This window comes from Glacieibacterium arshaanense (assembly GCF_004681125.1).
Lineage (GTDB): Bacteria > Pseudomonadota > Alphaproteobacteria > Sphingomonadales > Sphingomonadaceae > Polymorphobacter_A > Polymorphobacter_A arshaanense.
In genome coordinates, this window is record NZ_SIHO01000002.1 from 586,429 (window position 1) to 601,736 (window position 15,308).

The 15,308-nt window shown below is 65.8% G+C and carries 13 protein-coding genes; all 13 read right to left on the reverse strand.

The window, feature by feature from the left end; genetic code table 11:
- Positions 1 to 19: 19 nt before the first annotated feature.
- Genes ftsA through EUV02_RS09110 form a run of 13 tightly spaced genes read right to left on the reverse strand, consistent with a single transcriptional unit; the run spans position 20 to position 15,307 of the window.
- Positions 20 to 1,303, reverse strand: coding sequence for a cell division protein FtsA (gene ftsA, locus EUV02_RS09050; RefSeq protein WP_135245911.1), 1,284 nt, complete (start codon positions 1,301 to 1,303; stop codon positions 20 to 22).
- A complete protein-coding gene (locus EUV02_RS09055) occupies positions 1,300 to 2,178 on the reverse strand; it encodes a cell division protein FtsQ/DivIB (RefSeq protein ID WP_135245912.1) in 879 nt (292 codons plus the stop codon). The genes ftsA and EUV02_RS09055 overlap by 4 nt, the downstream gene beginning before the upstream one ends.
- Complete coding sequence (locus EUV02_RS09060) at positions 2,175 to 3,098, reverse strand: D-alanine--D-alanine ligase (protein ID WP_135245913.1); 924 nt, start codon at positions 3,096 to 3,098, stop codon at positions 2,175 to 2,177. Before EUV02_RS09060 ends, EUV02_RS09055 begins: the two co-directional genes overlap by 4 nt.
- Entirely contained in the window at positions 3,095 to 4,006 is a 912-nt protein-coding gene (gene murB, locus EUV02_RS09065; protein ID WP_135245914.1) for a UDP-N-acetylmuramate dehydrogenase, read from the reverse strand. Before murB ends, EUV02_RS09060 begins: the two co-directional genes overlap by 4 nt.
- Complete coding sequence (gene murC, locus EUV02_RS09070; protein ID WP_135245915.1) at positions 4,003 to 5,454, reverse strand: UDP-N-acetylmuramate--L-alanine ligase; 1,452 nt, start codon at positions 5,452 to 5,454, stop codon at positions 4,003 to 4,005. Before murC ends, murB begins: the two co-directional genes overlap by 4 nt.
- Positions 5,451 to 6,548, reverse strand: a complete 1,098-nt coding sequence (gene murG / locus EUV02_RS09075) for an undecaprenyldiphospho-muramoylpentapeptide beta-N-acetylglucosaminyltransferase (RefSeq protein ID WP_135245916.1) — start codon at positions 6,546 to 6,548, stop codon at positions 5,451 to 5,453. Before murG ends, murC begins: the two co-directional genes overlap by 4 nt.
- Positions 6,545 to 7,750 (reverse strand): FtsW/RodA/SpoVE family cell cycle protein, encoded by a 1,206-nt coding sequence (locus EUV02_RS09080; protein WP_135245917.1) that lies wholly within the window; start codon positions 7,748 to 7,750, stop codon positions 6,545 to 6,547. The genes murG and EUV02_RS09080 overlap by 4 nt, the downstream gene beginning before the upstream one ends.
- Positions 7,750 to 9,021 (reverse strand): UDP-N-acetylmuramoyl-L-alanine--D-glutamate ligase, encoded by a 1,272-nt coding sequence (murD, locus tag EUV02_RS09085; protein WP_135245918.1) that lies wholly within the window; start codon positions 9,019 to 9,021, stop codon positions 7,750 to 7,752. The genes EUV02_RS09080 and murD overlap by 1 nt, the downstream gene beginning before the upstream one ends.
- A complete protein-coding gene (mraY, locus tag EUV02_RS09090) occupies positions 9,018 to 10,097 on the reverse strand; it encodes a phospho-N-acetylmuramoyl-pentapeptide-transferase (RefSeq protein ID WP_135245919.1) in 1,080 nt (359 codons plus the stop codon). The genes murD and mraY overlap by 4 nt, the downstream gene beginning before the upstream one ends.
- Positions 10,094 to 11,482 (reverse strand): UDP-N-acetylmuramoyl-tripeptide--D-alanyl-D-alanine ligase, encoded by a 1,389-nt coding sequence (locus EUV02_RS09095; RefSeq protein WP_135245920.1) that lies wholly within the window; start codon positions 11,480 to 11,482, stop codon positions 10,094 to 10,096. Before EUV02_RS09095 ends, mraY begins: the two co-directional genes overlap by 4 nt.
- Positions 11,479 to 12,906: a UDP-N-acetylmuramoyl-L-alanyl-D-glutamate--2,6-diaminopimelate ligase gene (locus EUV02_RS09100; RefSeq protein ID WP_135245921.1), complete on the reverse strand. Its 1,428-nt coding sequence runs from the start codon at positions 12,904 to 12,906 to the stop codon at positions 11,479 to 11,481. The genes EUV02_RS09095 and EUV02_RS09100 overlap by 4 nt, the downstream gene beginning before the upstream one ends.
- Positions 12,903 to 14,648 (reverse strand): peptidoglycan D,D-transpeptidase FtsI family protein, encoded by a 1,746-nt coding sequence (locus EUV02_RS09105; RefSeq protein ID WP_135245922.1) that lies wholly within the window; start codon positions 14,646 to 14,648, stop codon positions 12,903 to 12,905. Before EUV02_RS09105 ends, EUV02_RS09100 begins: the two co-directional genes overlap by 4 nt.
- Entirely contained in the window at positions 14,648 to 15,307 is a 660-nt protein-coding gene (locus tag EUV02_RS09110) for a hypothetical protein (RefSeq protein ID WP_135245923.1), read from the reverse strand. The genes EUV02_RS09105 and EUV02_RS09110 overlap by 1 nt, the downstream gene beginning before the upstream one ends.
- Position 15,308: the final 1 nt, after the last annotated feature.

The following is a 15,308-nucleotide window of genomic DNA, read 5'->3' on the forward strand; positions in this document are numbered from 1 at the left end:
TTCGTTTCTTGGTCTTGGATCAGATTGATGACTTCAGGCGATCGAACATGTTGAGCCAGCGCCCGCCGCCGCTGCGGGGGTTGGATGGTGCAGGTGTCGGTCCCTTGTTCCACAGGTCGGGGACGTCTTCGGCGGCAAACAGTGCGAGCCCGGCGAGCGTTGCGAAGGCGCAGCTCGATTGGGCGTCGGGCAATCCGGTGAGGCCACGCGGGCGGGCAATGCGGACGTTGCGGCCCAGCACGCCCTGGGCGAAATCGGCGATGGCCTTGAGTTCCGCGCCACCGCCGGTCAGCACGACCTGACGCGCCTGCGGGCCGGTGAAGCCCATGGCGATCAGGCTTTTGGCCACTTCGCCGAACAGCATGTCGAGGCGGTGGCGAATGACGCCGACAATCTGCGCCTTTGGGACGCGCTGGCCCTCGGCACCTTCGTCATCGCTGACCGGCGGGATCTCGATGACTTCGTGATTATCCTTTTGCACGGTGATGGCAGCACCATGCAGGGTCTTCAGCCGCTCGGCATGGCTGCGCTTGGTGGCAAAGGCGCTGGCGATGTCGTTGGTGATATCGCCGGCACCCATGGCGATCGACGCGAGGCCGACAAGCTGCCCGCCAGCGTGCACCGCGACATTGGTGACACCTGCGCCAATTTCGACCAGCGCGACCCCAAGCTCGCGTTCTTCTCGCGCCAGACAGGCGAGGCTCGAAGCGACTGGCGCGGCGACGATAGTGTGAACGCCGAGGTGGGCAGTGCGCACGACAAGGTCGAGATTGCGGATCGGCGGCGTCTCGGCGGTGACGACATGAATGTCGACGCCTAGACGGTCGGCATGGAAGCCAAACGGATTGGCGACGCCTGTCAGCCCGTCGATCGTGTAAAGCGCCGGTTGCGCATGCAGCACGGCGCGGGTGCCGGGGTCGATGCGGGCGCGCCCGGCGGCGAGCAACGTGTCGATGTCGATCTTGGTGATGGCATGGCCGGAAATGTCGATTTCAACGGTGACGACCTCGCTGTCGAGCCCGCCTGCAGAAATGTTGACATACACAGCATCGGCCGTGACGCCGGCGCTGCGTTCGGCCTGGTCCATCGCCGCGCGGATCGCACTTTCGGTCTTTTCCATGTCGGCGACCAGCCCGCGCCGGACACCCTGACAGGCGCGCTGGCCGGTGCCGATGACACGCGGTTCATTACCTTCGCTGCCGATCATCGCGATCAACGCAGCGACCTTCGACGTGCCGACATCGAGCACGGCAATGGTGCGTTCGCTGCGGCCGACGCCGCGGCTTACCTTGGCGGCGCTCATATCGACATCTCGCGCGGCGTAGGGTTGGTACTGCCGGCGTCGCTGCGCACCCGCACTGTCATCTTGCCGGGCAAGCGCATGTCGAAGCGCGCAAAGCCGCGGTCGAGCAGCTGGTTGCTGCGGTTGAGCTTGGCGAAGCTGGCGAGCGCCTTGGCGGCCGCTGCACGGCCTTCGGGCAGCGCCAGCGTCTCGCCCGACTTGAAACGCACATCCCAGCGACGTGTGCCGACGAACGTCGCGGCATCGACCTTGTCAGCGATATCGGGCTGGGTCGCGAGCAGCATCAGCAAGTCATGCGCCTGAATGTTGGCACCCGGTCCGACGACAAGCGGCAGCTTGGCATATTCCAGAAGATTCTCGTTAGTCAGCTTTCTGCCACTCTTGTCGATGACCGTAAGCTGATGCTGGTATTGCCAAAGCGCCATCGGCGCGCGCTCGACGATCGTAACGCGCAGCGTATCGGGCAGTCGTCGCGAAACGCTGGCGTCGGCAACCCAAGGCAGTGCGAGCAGTCTGGCGCGTGTTGCATCAAGATCGACGAGCAGCATCGAGTTGGTCGGACCATCGAGCGTGGCACCATAGATTTTCAACTTGGGTGCCTTTTGAACGCCCGCAACCTCGACATGCTTGACTTCGAAGCCGGCGCGGCCTGCGGCCTGCGCGGTCGCCATCCACCATTGCTGCGGCAGTCCGAGCAGGGTGATGACCACCACGCCCGCCGCCAGCGCCAACAAGATGAACGCCGTAATGGCGTTGCGGCGCAATACGGCCGCCGAAATTGGCACTGCGATGCGCCGCAGTGATGGTTGTGGCGCCGGGCGCCGCGCGGCAGGGCGCTTGCGGACTTCGCCGCGCTTGAGGGCGACGCTGCTCATGCCAGCGCACTCGCGACAATACGCGCTACCAGCGCGTCGTAATCGATACCGCGATACTTGGCCTGCTCGGGCACCAGGCTGAGCGGAGTCATGCCCGGCTGGGTATTGACCTCAAGCAGGTAAAGTCCGGCCAGGCCCTGCGCGGGATCGTAGCGGAAATCCGAGCGCGTCGCGCCGCAGCAACCCAGCGCGATGTGCGCATCGACCGCCATTTTCATCGCCGCCTGCGTGACGTCGGCGGGCAATTCAGCGGGGCATTGGTGAACGGTCAGTCCGTCGGTGTATTTGGCGTCATAGTCATAAAAGCCCTGCGTCGGCATCAGTTCGGTAACCGCCAACGCCTCGCCGTCGAGCACCGCAACGGTCAGTTCCTTGCCAGCGATGAACGGCTCGGCGAGCAGTTCGTCGAACTGCTGCCACGGGCCTTCGGCAGAGTGTGCGATCGGATTGCCATAGTTCGATGCGTCGGTAACGATGGCAACGCCGACCGACGAGCCCTCGTTGACGGGCTTCAGTACATAGGGGCGCGGCAGCGGGTCGCCGTCGTGCAGCGATGCCGACTTGACGACATGGCCACCGGGCATGCGGATGCCACGCGGCGCGAGGATCGCCTTGGTGAGCTGCTTGTCGATGGCAATCGCCGAGGCGGTCAGCCCCGAATGCGTGTATCTGAGGCCCATCAGGTCGAGCATGCCCTGCACCGTGCCGTCTTCGCCGGGCGTGCCGTGCAGCGCGTTGAACACCACATCGGGTGCAATCTCGCGCAGCCGCAACGCGACATCGCGGTCCATGTCGATTTCGGTGACCTTGTGGCCGATGCGGCGCAATGCTGCAGCGATCCCCGCACCCGACGTCAGCGAGACCTGGCGCTCGTTCGACCACCCGCCCATCAGCACGGCCACATGAAGCCGTGCCGTCATTGCTTCACACCCACGCGCTGGATTTCCCATTCGAGTTCAATGCCCGACTGCGCCTTGACGCGCGTCCGGACTTCCTCGCCCAGCGCTTCGATGTCGGCACTACTCGCCTTGCCGGTGTTAAGCAGGAAGTTCGTGTGCTTTTCGCTGACTTGCGCGCCGCCGATCTTCAGCCCGCGGCAGCCGGCCGCATCGACGAGCTGCCAGGCTTTCTCGCCCGGCGGATTCTTGAACGTCGAGCCGCCGGTGCGCGAGCGCAGCGGCTGTGAGGCTTCGCGCTCGGCAGCAATGCGATCCATTTCGGCGGTGACCGCGGCCTTGTCGCCGGGGACACCACGAAACCGCGCGCTGACCACGACGGCGCCGTCTTCAAGCCCCGAATGGCGATACGAAAAGCCCAAGGCAGCGGCAGCCAAAGTTTCGACGCGGCCATCCCGGTGGACGACGGTCGCGTCGATCAGGCAGTCGGCGACTTCGCGGCCATAGGCACCGGCGTTCATCCGCACCGCGCCGCCGACCGTGCCGGGGATGCCGCGCAAGAATTCCAGGCCCGCGAGCGATGCGTCGCGCGCCGCGCTGGCGACGGTGATGCCCATGGCTGCCGCACCCGCCGTCACGACATCGCTTTCCACGCTGACCGATGCAAAACGCTTCGGCAAGCGAACGACAACGCCGGGGACGCCGCCATCGCGGACGATGAGGTTCGACCCGACGCCGACGGGCAGCACCGGCACATCGGCGGGCAGTGCTGTCAGGAAGGTCGACAGGTCATCGACATCGGCAGGACGCACCAGCCACTCGGCCTCGCCGCCGGTGCGGAACCAGATGAAGTCGGCAAGGCTGGCATGCGCGGCAACACTACCACGCAGCGGCGGCAGGGCGGGATGGGCAAGGCGCGGCGCGGCGTTCATCCGCCACCCCGCGCGGTGTTGATGGCACTGGCCAGGCCGGCGGCCCATTTGGTGATGTCACCGGCACCCAGGCAGATGATCATGTCATCGGGGGCAATCATCGCCGCAAGGCGCACGGCAAGGTCATCGGCGCCGGTCACGGTGCCGACCGAGCGATGGCCGGCGCGCTTCAGTCCGGTCGCCAGTGCATCGCTGTCGACGCCGGGGATCGGCGCTTCGCCCGCCGTGTAGACCGGCGCGACCAGCACCGCATCGGCATCGTTGAACGCCGTCTGGAACTCGGCCATCAGCGACTGCAGCCGCGTGAAGCGGTGCGGCTGGACCACCGCAATGACGCGGCCCTGTGCGCCTTCCCGCGCGGCGGCCAGCACAGCCTTGATCTCGACGGGGTGATGCCCATAGTCATCGATGATCGTCGCAGTGCCGCCTTCGACGATGACTTCGCCGACCTTGGTGAAGCGTCGCTTGACGCCGCCGAAGCGTGCGAAGCCGGTGATGATGTCGGCATCGGCAATGCCGAGCTCGACCGCGACGGCGACCGCCGACAGCGCATTCTGGACATTGTGGCGGCCGGGCATCGGCAGCATCAGATCGTCGATACGGCGCGTGCTGCCGTCGCGGTTGCGGATGACGGCCGCGAAGCGGTTGCCGCCCGGCACTGGCGTCACGGCCTCGCCGCGGACATCGGCCTGCGCGCTGAAACCATAGGTCACGATGCGGCGGTCCTGCACGCGCGGCAGGATAGCCTGGACTTCGGGATGGTCGATGCACAGGACGGCGGCGCCATAGAACGGCACATGCTCGACGAACTGGACGAAGGCGTCCTTGACCTTGTCGAAGCTGCCGTAGTGATCAAGGTGTTCGGGATCGATGTTGGTGACGACGCCGATCGTGCCGCCGAGCCGCAAGAAGCTGCCGTCGCTTTCATCGGCTTCAACAACCATCCACTCACCGGCGCCAAGCCGGGCGTTCGAGCCGTAGCTGTTGATGATGCCGCCGTTGATGACCGTCGGGTCAAAGCCTGCGGCATCGAGCAGCGCTGCCACCATCGACGTCGTGGTGGTCTTGCCGTGCGTTCCGGCGACGGCGACGCAGGACTTCAGTCGCATCAGCTCTGCAAGCATTTCGGCGCGTCGCACAACGGGGATGCGGCGTTCGAGCGCGCGCTCGACTTCGGGATTGTCGCGGCGGATCGCGGTTGAAGTCACGACAACGGCTGCGTCGCCGAGGTTTTCGGCCTTGTGGCCAATGGTGACATTGATGCCGCGGTCGCGCAGGCCCTGCACGACATAACCTTCGGCGACGTCCGAGCCCTGCACCTTGAAGCCGAGGTTGTGCATGACTTCGGCGATGCCCGACATGCCGATGCCGCCGATGCCGATAAAGTGGATCGTGCCGAGCTGGCGGCCGAACGCCGGCGAGACGAGCGGAGTGGGACGGGTACTCATGCGGCCTCCGCAACGGCAATAACAAGGTCGGCCAGCGCCGACGCGGCATCAGGACGGCCGGCCAGTCGTGCGCCGGCCGCAGCGCGCGCCAGTGCCACGGGATCGCCCAGCCAGGTGACGAGTGCAGCGCTGACCGCAGCAGGCGTGAACGCCGGTTGTGCAATGACCTGCGCGCCACCCAGGTCGGCAATGGCGCGGGCGTTGTCGGTCTGGTGGTCGTCGGTGGCAATCGGCAGCGGCACGAGGATAGACGGGCGCCCGGCGACAGCGAGTTCGGCAACCGTCGACGCTCCGGCGCGCGCCACGACGACATGGCTGGCGGCGATTTCGGCGGGCAGGTCGACGAAATAGGCGGCGACCGTTGGTTCAATGCCAGCGGCGCGGTAGGCGGCGGTGACGGCGGCGGCATCCTCGTCGCGGGCCTGATGCACGACATCTAGCCGCGCGCGCAACGCGTCGGGCAGTGCGGCAACCGCTGCGGGGACGACCTGCGACAGGATGCTGGCGCCCTGGCTGCCGCCGGTGACAAGCAACCGCAGCCGCGGCGCATCGGCAAGGAACGGCACGGCGCGTGCGGCGATGACTTCGGGGCGCACCGGATTGCCCGTCAACACCGTCTTGCCCGCCCAGCCGGCAGCGAGGCGGCGGACCTTGGCATAGCTGGTGGCAATGCGGTCGACGCGCGGCGCGAGGAAGCGGTTGACGCGGCCGAGCACGGCGTTCTGTTCATGGATGACGGTGGGCAGCTTCATCGACAGTGCCGCCAGCAGGCCGGGCAGCGCCGGATAGCCGCCGAAGCCGACGACAGCGCGCGGGCGGATGTCGGCGAACAGCCGGCGCGCCGTGCCGCGGCCGCGCCAGATGCTCGCGGCGACCTTGGGCAACGCCAGCATGCCGCTGCGACCGGTACTTGCGGCATCGACGACCGTACGCGGGAAACCTTCAAAGAGTCCGGGAAAGCGCAGGCCGCGCGCGTCGGTGACGAGGTGGACCGCATGCCCGCGCGCGCGCAGCTCAGTTGCCAGCACATGCGCGGGCACCATGTGACCGCCGGTGCCACCGGCGGCGAGTACGAAGGGGCGGCCAGCGGTCACGCCGCCTGCCAGCGGCGCGCATAGGGCGACGCCTTGAGGAACGGATTACGTCGCGTCAGCGCCAGCAAAAGACCCATGCCGATCGCCAGCGCGAGGTACGACGACCCGCCATGGCTGATGAACGGCAGCGTCATGCCCTTGGACGGCAAAAGCTTGAGATTCACGGCCATATTGATCGCCGCCTGAAGTCCGAATTGTGTCACTAGCCCCGCCGCTGCGAGAAAGATGAAGGGATCTTCCTCATCAAGCAGTTGTAGCAAAACCCGGATGACAATCGCAAGATATAGTATTGCCAGCAGCATGCAGGCGATGGCGCCGAACTCCTCGCCGATCACCGAAAAAATGTAATCGGTGTGCGGTTCAGGCAGCTTGAACTTCATCCGGCCTTCGCCCGGACCGGTACCGAATAGGCCGCCGGCGCGGAAGCAGTCGAGCGCGCGGTCAATCTGATAGGTGTCGCCGCCGCCGGTGATGAAACGGTCGATGCGGCTGGTGACGTGCGGCACGAACAGATACGCGACGCCGATGCCACCGGCGGCAACAACGATGAGGATGCCGATGACCGACAGCCCCATGCCGGCGAGCACCGCCTGAGCCAGCCACACCGCGCTGAACAATGCCGTCTGGCCGAAATCGGGCTGTTTGACGAGCAACCCCGCGACGACGAGCAGCAACAGGAACGATAGTTGCATTGTCGGCATCGTCGGGTCCTCAATGCGTGCCGACAGCAGCCACGCCGTGGTCACGATGAACAGTGGCTTGAGGAACTCGGAGGGCTGGAAGCCGAACCCCGGCAACTGCAGCCAGCGCGTCGCGCCATTGGCTTCATGGCCGAGGATCGGCACCAGCATCAGCGCGACGATGCAGAACGCCGTACCGCCAATCGCCAGGCGCTTGGCCCAGACAATCGGCAGCATCGAAACCGCCAGCATCAACGGCACGCCGGCAATGATCCACAGGATCTGGCGCTTGAGGTAATACAGATCGCCGACGACCACTGTGCCGCCCGAATAACGATGCGCTGCTGCGGGCGATGCCGCAGCCACCGCCAATGCGCCGCAGCCGATGAGCATCAACACCATGACCAGCAGCGGCCGGTCAATCGTCCAGAACCAACGGCCCAGCGCCGAACGGTTGTTGCGCGACAGCGTTGCCGACAGCGAGTTAGTCAGCGAATTGGCGGGGGCGGCGCGTGATGCCATCACAGACTCTCCACAATGCTGACGAAGGCGCGGCCGCGCGCTTCGAAATCGCTGAACTGGTCGAACGAGGCGCAGGCCGGTGACAGCAACACCGTGTCACCCGGGCGTGCGGCGGCAGCGGCAGTGCGCGTCGCGACATCGAGCGTGCCGGCTTCGATGACGGGAACATGCGGCTTCAAGATTGCAGAGAACACCGGCATCGCCTCGCCGATCAGATAGGCGGCGGCGACATGGCCAAGCTGCGGCAGGCAGGCGTCGAGTTCGGGAGTCTTGGCGAGGCCGCCGGCAATCCAGTGGATGCGCGGGTAGGCAGCGAGCGCCGGTGCCGTCGACGTCGGATTGGTCGCCTTGCTGTCATTGACGAACAACACGCCGTTTAACTCGCGCACCCGCTCCATGCGGTGTTCGAGGCCGGGGTAGCTCGCCAATCCGGCAGCGATTTGCGCGTCGGTTAGTCCCAGCGCGCGCACTGCGGCAATCGCAGCGGCGGCATTCTGGGCGTTGTGCGGACCCTGCAGGCTCGGCCAGTCGGCCTGTTCGGCGCCGATGTCGGCGGCGGCTACGGTGACCAGCTTCGCGCTGACCGAGGCGGCAATGGCACGCGTGTAATCGTCTTCGGCGGCGATGACCGCCGTATGGGCATCCGACTGCATCGCGAACAAACGCGCCTTGGCTGCGGCGTAACCGGCCATGTCGCCGTGGCGGTCGAGGTGGTCGGGGGTAATGTTGAGCAGCACCGCGACGTCGCAGTCGAGGCTGAAAGTCAGGTCAAGCTGGTACGACGACAGCTCGAGGACATAAACGCCGCCGGCGGGCAGTGGCTCCTGCGCCATGATCGGCAGTCCGATATTGCCGCCAAGCCGTGCGCTCACTCCGGAGCTTTGCAGTAGATGGTGGATCAGCGCCGTGGTCGTCGATTTGCCGTTGGTGCCGGTAATGCCGACGACGCGGTGCGGCGGCAGTTCGGCACGTGCCTGGGCGAACAGTTCGATGTCGCCGATGATCTTGACGCCGGCGCTGGCTGCACGCTGCGTCAGCGGATGCGTGCGTAGCGGCACGCCGGGCGACACCACCAATGCGTCAAGACTGACCAGCTTCGCGTCATGCAGATCCACCAGCGGCACCGCACAGCTTTCGCGCGCTACTGGCTTATCGTCCCAGGCGACGACATCGGCGCCGCTCGCGACCAGCGCGTCGATGACCGCCTTGCCGGTGCGCGCCAGGCCGTAGACCGCGTAGCGTTTACCGCGAAAGGCGTTTGCCGTGATCACCGCAGCTTCAGCGTGGCGAGACCCGCGAGCGCCAGCACGATCGCGACGATCCAGAAGCGGATCACCACGGTCGACTCGCTCCAGCCGAGATGTTCGAAATGGTGGTGGATCGGTGCCATCTTGAAGACGCGCTTGCCGGTGGTCTTGAAGCTGACGACCTGGACGATGACACTGACGGTTTCGAGCACGAACAGCCCGCCGATTAGCAGCAACACGATTTCGTGACGCGTAATGACGGCGATCATGCCGAGCGCGCCGCCCAATGCGAGGCTGCCGGTATCGCCCATGAACACCGCGGCCGGCGGCGCGTTGTACCACAGGAAGCCGAGGCAGGCGCCGATGACTGCCGCCGTAAAGATGGCCAGCTCGCCCGAGCCGGCGACATGGTGGATGCCGAGGTAGTCGGCGAATTTGATGTTGCCGGCGAGATAGGCGATCACGCCCAGCGTCAGCGCCGCAATGATGACCGGCATCGTCGCCAACCCGTCGAGCCCGTCGGTCAAGTTCACCGCATTGCCGAACCCCGCGATGATGAACGATGCAAAGGCGATGTAGAACAGCCCGAGCGCCAGCCCGCCGTCCTTGAGCAGCGGCAAGTACAGCGTTGAATCACCTGTGTACCAGACTACCCAGGCACATGCGGCACCAGCGATGGCGAACTCCATCAACAGCCGGATGCGGCCTGAAACGCCCTTGTGCGAGCGCTTGGTGACCTTGTCATAGTCATCCATGAAGCCGATCGCGCCGAAGCCCAGCGTCACAAACAGGCACGCCCAGGTGTAGCCGTTGCCAAGGTCCATCCACAGCAAGGTCGAAAGCGTCATCGAAATCAGGATGAGCAGGCCGCCCATTGTCGGGGTGCCGCGCTTGGTGATGAGGTGCGATGCCGGCCCGTCTTCGCGGATCGGCTGGCCTTCCTTGCCCTGCATCTTGCGCAACCAGATAATGAAGCGCGGTCCGGCAATCAGCGCAATGGCGAGCGCAGTGATTAGCGCTGCGCCGCTGCGGAAGGTGATGTAGCGGAAGAGGTTGGAAAAGCCTTCGAAGCCGGCCAGGTCGGCGAGCACATAAATCATGACGCCACATCCCCCTGCAGTTCAGCCACCAGCCGGCCGAGGCCGACACTGTTCGAGCCCTTGACGAGCAAAACATCATCCTCGGCGAGTTCGCCGTTCACCGCCGCGAGCGCAGCCGCCGCATCAGGCACATAGAGCGTGCTGAGTTTCTGCCGAAGCGTTGCTGCAAGCGGTTTGATTTCGTCGCCAACCAGAATAGCGCGATCGACCCCGGCGGCCGCGACAGCGCTGGCGAGCCCAAGGTGATAGTCATCCGAGCCGCTGCCGAGTTCACGCATCGCGCCGAGCACGGCAAGCCGTCGACCGCGACGCAACGGACGAATTTCGCCGAGGACTGCAAGTGCCGCCGCCATCGAAGCGGGGTTGGCGTTGTAGCTTTCGTCGATGATGACGGCGCTGCCGTCACCACGCGCTATACGTAGCCGCTTGCCGCGCCCTGGCAGGTCCGACAGTTCGGCGAGCGCCAGTCCGGCGAGCGCCAGATCGCCGCCGGCGGCCTGCACGGCGGCGAGCACCGCGAGCGCATTGCCGAGCCAGTGGCGGCCCGCCATGCCAACCTTGAACGTCAGCCGCGTGCCCAGCACATCGGCGGTGGCGGTGGTGCAATCGGGAAGGATGGCATAATCGAGTGCGCGAACATCGGCGCCTTCGCCCAGACCGAAGGTGATGATGCGCGCCGCGTGCGGTTTGGCATGGGCGATCAGTCGGTCGCGGTGGATGCTGTCGAACGGAATGATGGCGATGCCGCCGGGCTCGAGCCCGCCGAACACTTCACCCTTGGCGTCGGCAATCGCTTCCTCGCTGGCGAAGAATTCACGGTGTGCGCTGGCAATCCATGTGATGATCGCGATGTTGGGCCGCACCAGCTGCGTCAGCGCGGCCAATTCGCCGGCATGGTTCATGCCCATTTCGAAGACGCCGAAGCGGCTATCGGCGGGCATCCGCGACAGGCTCAGCGGCACGCCGGTGTGGTTGTTGTACGACTTGACCGACGCATGCGTGTGGCCCGGCGCGAAACGGTCGAGCGCGGCACGCAGCGCCTCTTTGACTCCCGTCTTGCCGACACTGCCCGTGACGCCGATGATCGTGGCGGCGGTACGTGCCCGTGCAGCGCGACCAAGTGCGTCGAGTGCGGCGGTAGTATCGGCGACCAGCACATGCGGTGCGCCGGCCGGCGTGCTGACCAGCAGTCCCGAAGCGCCGCGCTCGAGCGCAGTCGGGATGAAGCGGTGGCCGTCGGTGGTTTCGCCCTTGAGCGCCACGAACAATTCGCCGCCGATGACTTCACGCGAATCGAAGCAGACACCGCCCGCATTGAACGGCGCGGATACGGTGCCGCCTGTGGCTGTGGCAATCGCGTCTGCTGTCCAGAGCGGGGCGGTCATTGGGCGCACTCGCGCGCAACCTGCACGTCATCGAACGGCAGTACGCGGTTGCCGACGATCTGGCCCTGTTCATGGCCCTTTCCGGCAATCAGAATGACGTCATCGCCGTCGGCTGCTTTGATGGCAGCCGCAATTGCCGAGCGGCGGTCGCCGATTTCAGTGGCGCCGGCGGCCGCTGCCATGATGTCCGCGCGGATGCTTGCCGGATCCTCGCTGCGCGGATTGTCGTCGGTGACGATGACGACGTCGGCCTGCTCGATGGCGATGGCGCCCATTTGCGGACGTTTGCCGGTGTCGCGGTCGCCGCCAGCGCCGAAGACCAGATGCAGCTTGCCACGCGTATGCGGCCGCAGCGCCGCAATCGCCGCGACAAGCCCGTCGGGCGTATGGGCATAATCCACATAGACCGGCGCACCCGCCGCAGTGATGACCGCGCGTTCGAGCCGCCCGCGCACTGGTTGCAGGCGTGACAGCCCGCCGAGGGTCGTGGCCAGGTCACCGCCGGTCGCCAGTACCAGCCCTGCAGCGACGAGCGCATTAGCGGCCTGATAGGCGCCGATCAGCGGCAGGATGACCTTGTGCGCCTTGCCACCGGCTTCGAGTTCGAGCGTCTGGCCAAGCTGGGTTGGTGTCCGCGATACCATGCGGATAGTTTGGCCGAGCGTCCCGACGGTCAGCAGCTTGAGGCCACGGGCGCGCGCCGCCGCAATGGCGCGCTCGCTCCAGGCATCATCGGCCCAAATCACGGCGGCGCCATCGGCATCGACGACTTCGCTAAATAGCCGCAATTTGGCGGCGAAATAGGCCTCCATCGTCTCGTGATAGTCGAGGTGGTCGCGACTCAGATTGGTGAAGGCCCCGGCAGCAACCGGCAGTCCTTCGGTGCGATACTGCGCCAGACCGTGGCTCGAGGCTTCGAAGCTTGCGTGGGTGATGCCCTCGCGCTGCAGCCCTGCCATATTGGCCAGAAAGGTGACGACGTCGGGCGTGGTCAGCCCAGTCGAGACTTGATCGTTGGCGGTAGTGACGCCGAGCGTGCCGATGCTCGCGGCGACATGACCGGCCAGCCGCCACAGTTGCCGCGTCAGTTCAGCGGTCGACGTCTTGCCGTTGGTGCCGGTGACGGCCACGGTAGTTGCGGGGAAGGGTGCGAAGAACTTTGCAGCAAGGCGGGCGAACACGCGACGCGGCTCCGCATCGGAAATGTGCAGTGCGCCTTCGACGACGGCCTCGGGCCGTGCCACGACCGCGACGGCACCATTGGCGATGGCATCTGCGATGAAATCCTCGCCATTGAAGCGCGTGCCGATAAAGGCGCCAAATACCGTGCCCGGCGCAACCTTGCGATGATCAAGCGCAAAACCGCTGACACGCAGGTCAGCGGCACTGGTCGGCGCAGCAGGGTAGAGCGCCCCCAGTTTCATTCGGCGGCCTTGTCGTGGATCTCGCTGAGCAGCGCTGCGACATCTACGTCTTTGTTGACGTCGGGGGTGACGCCGAGGATCGGACCGATGCGCTGGACGATCCGCGACACCGCGGGCGCGATCACCATCCCCGCGGTGCGGAAGCCATAGGTTGCCTTGCTGCCCTGCGGATCGTCGATCATCGTCACCACGACATAGCGCGGGTGATCCATCGGAAACGCGGCTGCGAAGGTCGAAACGTTGGCGTGCTTGGAATAGCGGCCACCCGACAATTTTTCGGCAGTGCCGGTCTTGCCGCCGACGCGGTAGCCCGGCGCGTCGGCCTTGCGCCCTGTGCCGTCGGTGACGACGAGCCGCAGCAGCGCGCGCATCGTGTCCGACGTGCCGGGACTGAACACACGCGTGCCCGCGGGCGCGTGGCCGGGTTCGACCTTGAGCAATGTCGCTGGCCGCAGCACGCCGCCGTTGACCACCGCGGCATAGGCGCTGGCGAGGTGGACGAGGCTAACCGACAGCCCGTGGCCGAAGCCGATCGTCATCGTCGCGAGTTCGCCCCAGTTCGACAGCGGCGGAAAATGCGGAGACGCACGCTCGGGCAGCTCGATCTCGGCCTGTTTCAGAAAGCCGAGCTTGTCGAGATACGCACGCTGTCGATCGCGGCCGAGTTCGGCAGCCATCTTGGCGGTGCCGATATTCGAAGAATGGATGAAGATTTCTGGGATGGTTTCGGGACGGCGCAGCGCGTGATCGTCGTGGATGGTGAAGCCAGCGATGCGGATCGGGTTGGTCGCATCATACTTCTGGTTCATGCTGGTAACGACACCCGTGTCGAGCGCCATCGCGATCGTCAGAGTCTTGAACGTCGATCCCAGTTCGTAGACGCCGTAGCTGACCTTGTTGTATCGCGTCGCCGGATCGGACTTGCCCGGGGCGTTTGGATTGAAATCGGGCAGCGACGCGAGCGCAAGCACCTCACCGGTCTGGACGTCGAGGACGATGCCCGCAGCACCTTGGGCACGCTGGTCGGCGAGCACGGCGCCCATTTCGCTTTCGAGAGCTTGCTGGACACGTGCATCGATCGACAGATGCATCGGCGTGCCGCGTGTCGACGGGTCGGACAGCCGGTGGTCAAAGGCCTTTTCGACGCCGACCTTCCCGACACCGTCGACCGCATAGCCGATCACATGCGCGGCCAGATTGAGGTTGGGATAAAGGCGCTCGGGCTCGCGTTCGAGGGTGATCGCTGGCTCGCCGAGGTCGTTGATACGCTTCGCCTGCTCAGGCAGCACGCGGCGCGAGATGTAGCGGAACGAGTTGCGCGCCGTCAGTTCCTTGTAGATGCCGTCTACGGTCTTGTCGGGCAGGATGGCGGCAATTTGTTCGGCGAGGACGCGCGGATTGCCGACCAGTTTGCGCGGCGCCACAGCGATGCCATAGGCCTCAAACGTCCGCGCCAGCTCGACATTGTTGCGGTCATAGATGTCGCCGCGCACCGGAATTGCCCCCGTGCTGCGGTTGGCACCGACGGTCGGACGTCCTTGCAGCAGTGATAGATCGGCGAGCCGCAGGACGAGTACGCCGATGGCAATGCAGAACAGCAACAGCCCGGTCATCAGCCGTTGACGCCCGAGCGCCAACGTCTGCTGGCGTTGGCCGGCGAGTTGAATGGGGCTGCTCGCTGCCGAACGCGGGCGCCCCACGGCGCCCGACAGGATTTCAGAGCGGAGCGGCAGCGCCGTCATTACATCGGCGCCTTCGGCGTGCTGGTGTTGTCAACGACTGCCGGCGCGGCAGCGGCGGCGCTGGTGACCGACTCAACCAGTGACGAATCGAGCCCAGCGGAGACCGCCGCAGGCTTGGCCGGCACTTTGGTTGCGACTGCCGGCGCCATTGCTGCCGGTGCGGTGATCAGCCTTGGCCGGCTGGCACTTGAGACGGCATAGTTGATAGTCTTCATGCCAGGCGCGAGCTGGTTTGCCGTGCGCGGTGTGACCGGCAGCAGCGGTGCGGCGGTAACCGGCGCCGGCGCGGCAGTAGCCGGCGCGACGTTGACAGGCGCCGTCGCGACCGGCGCCGGTGCCGCCTGATGCGGTGCCCCGGGGGCGTAGCTGGCAAGCTGGACGCCGTCGCGGACAAACTGCCCAACCTTGGGCGGGCTCAGCGCGAGCGCCGTATCGTTCCAACGCTGCAACTCGGGTAGGCGGGCGCGGGTGCGGACTTCGGACTGCAACATGCGGATGTCATGCGCGTCGGCAACGACCTGCGCCCGCAGCTTGTCGACGGCGGCGCGTTCGGACGACACCTTGAGCGAAATCGTGTAGCACCCCAGTGCAGCCAGCATGGCGACCGAGATCAGTGCGCCATTGCCAATGAAGCGCGATCGACCAAATGAACTCGACATG

Excerpts from the sequence above, each read along its gene's own strand:
- ftsA (WP_135245911.1), bottom strand. The coding sequence starts at position 1,303 with ATGAGCGCCGCCAAGGTAAGCCGCGGCGTCGGCCGCAGCGAACGCACC.
- EUV02_RS09055 (WP_135245912.1), bottom strand. The coding sequence starts at position 2,178 with ATGAGCAGCGTCGCCCTCAAGCGCGGCGAAGTCCGCAAGCGCCCTGCC.
- EUV02_RS09060 (WP_135245913.1), bottom strand. The coding sequence starts at position 3,098 with ATGACGGCACGGCTTCATGTGGCCGTGCTGATGGGCGGGTGGTCGAAC.
- murB (WP_135245914.1), bottom strand. The coding sequence starts at position 4,006 with ATGAACGCCGCGCCGCGCCTTGCCCATCCCGCCCTGCCGCCGCTGCGT.
- murC (WP_135245915.1), bottom strand. The coding sequence starts at position 5,454 with ATGAGTACCCGTCCCACTCCGCTCGTCTCGCCGGCGTTCGGCCGCCAG.
- EUV02_RS09080 (WP_135245917.1), bottom strand. The coding sequence starts at position 7,750 with ATGGCATCACGCGCCGCCCCCGCCAATTCGCTGACTAACTCGCTGTCG.
- mraY (WP_135245919.1), bottom strand. The coding sequence starts at position 10,097 with ATGATTTATGTGCTCGCCGACCTGGCCGGCTTCGAAGGCTTTTCCAAC.
- EUV02_RS09095 (WP_135245920.1), bottom strand. The coding sequence starts at position 11,482 with ATGACCGCCCCGCTCTGGACAGCAGACGCGATTGCCACAGCCACAGGC.
- EUV02_RS09100 (WP_135245921.1), bottom strand. The coding sequence starts at position 12,906 with ATGAAACTGGGGGCGCTCTACCCTGCTGCGCCGACCAGTGCCGCTGAC.
- EUV02_RS09105 (WP_135245922.1), bottom strand. The coding sequence starts at position 14,648 with ATGACGGCGCTGCCGCTCCGCTCTGAAATCCTGTCGGGCGCCGTGGGG.
- EUV02_RS09110 (WP_135245923.1), bottom strand. The coding sequence starts at position 15,307 with ATGTCGAGTTCATTTGGTCGATCGCGCTTCATTGGCAATGGCGCACTG.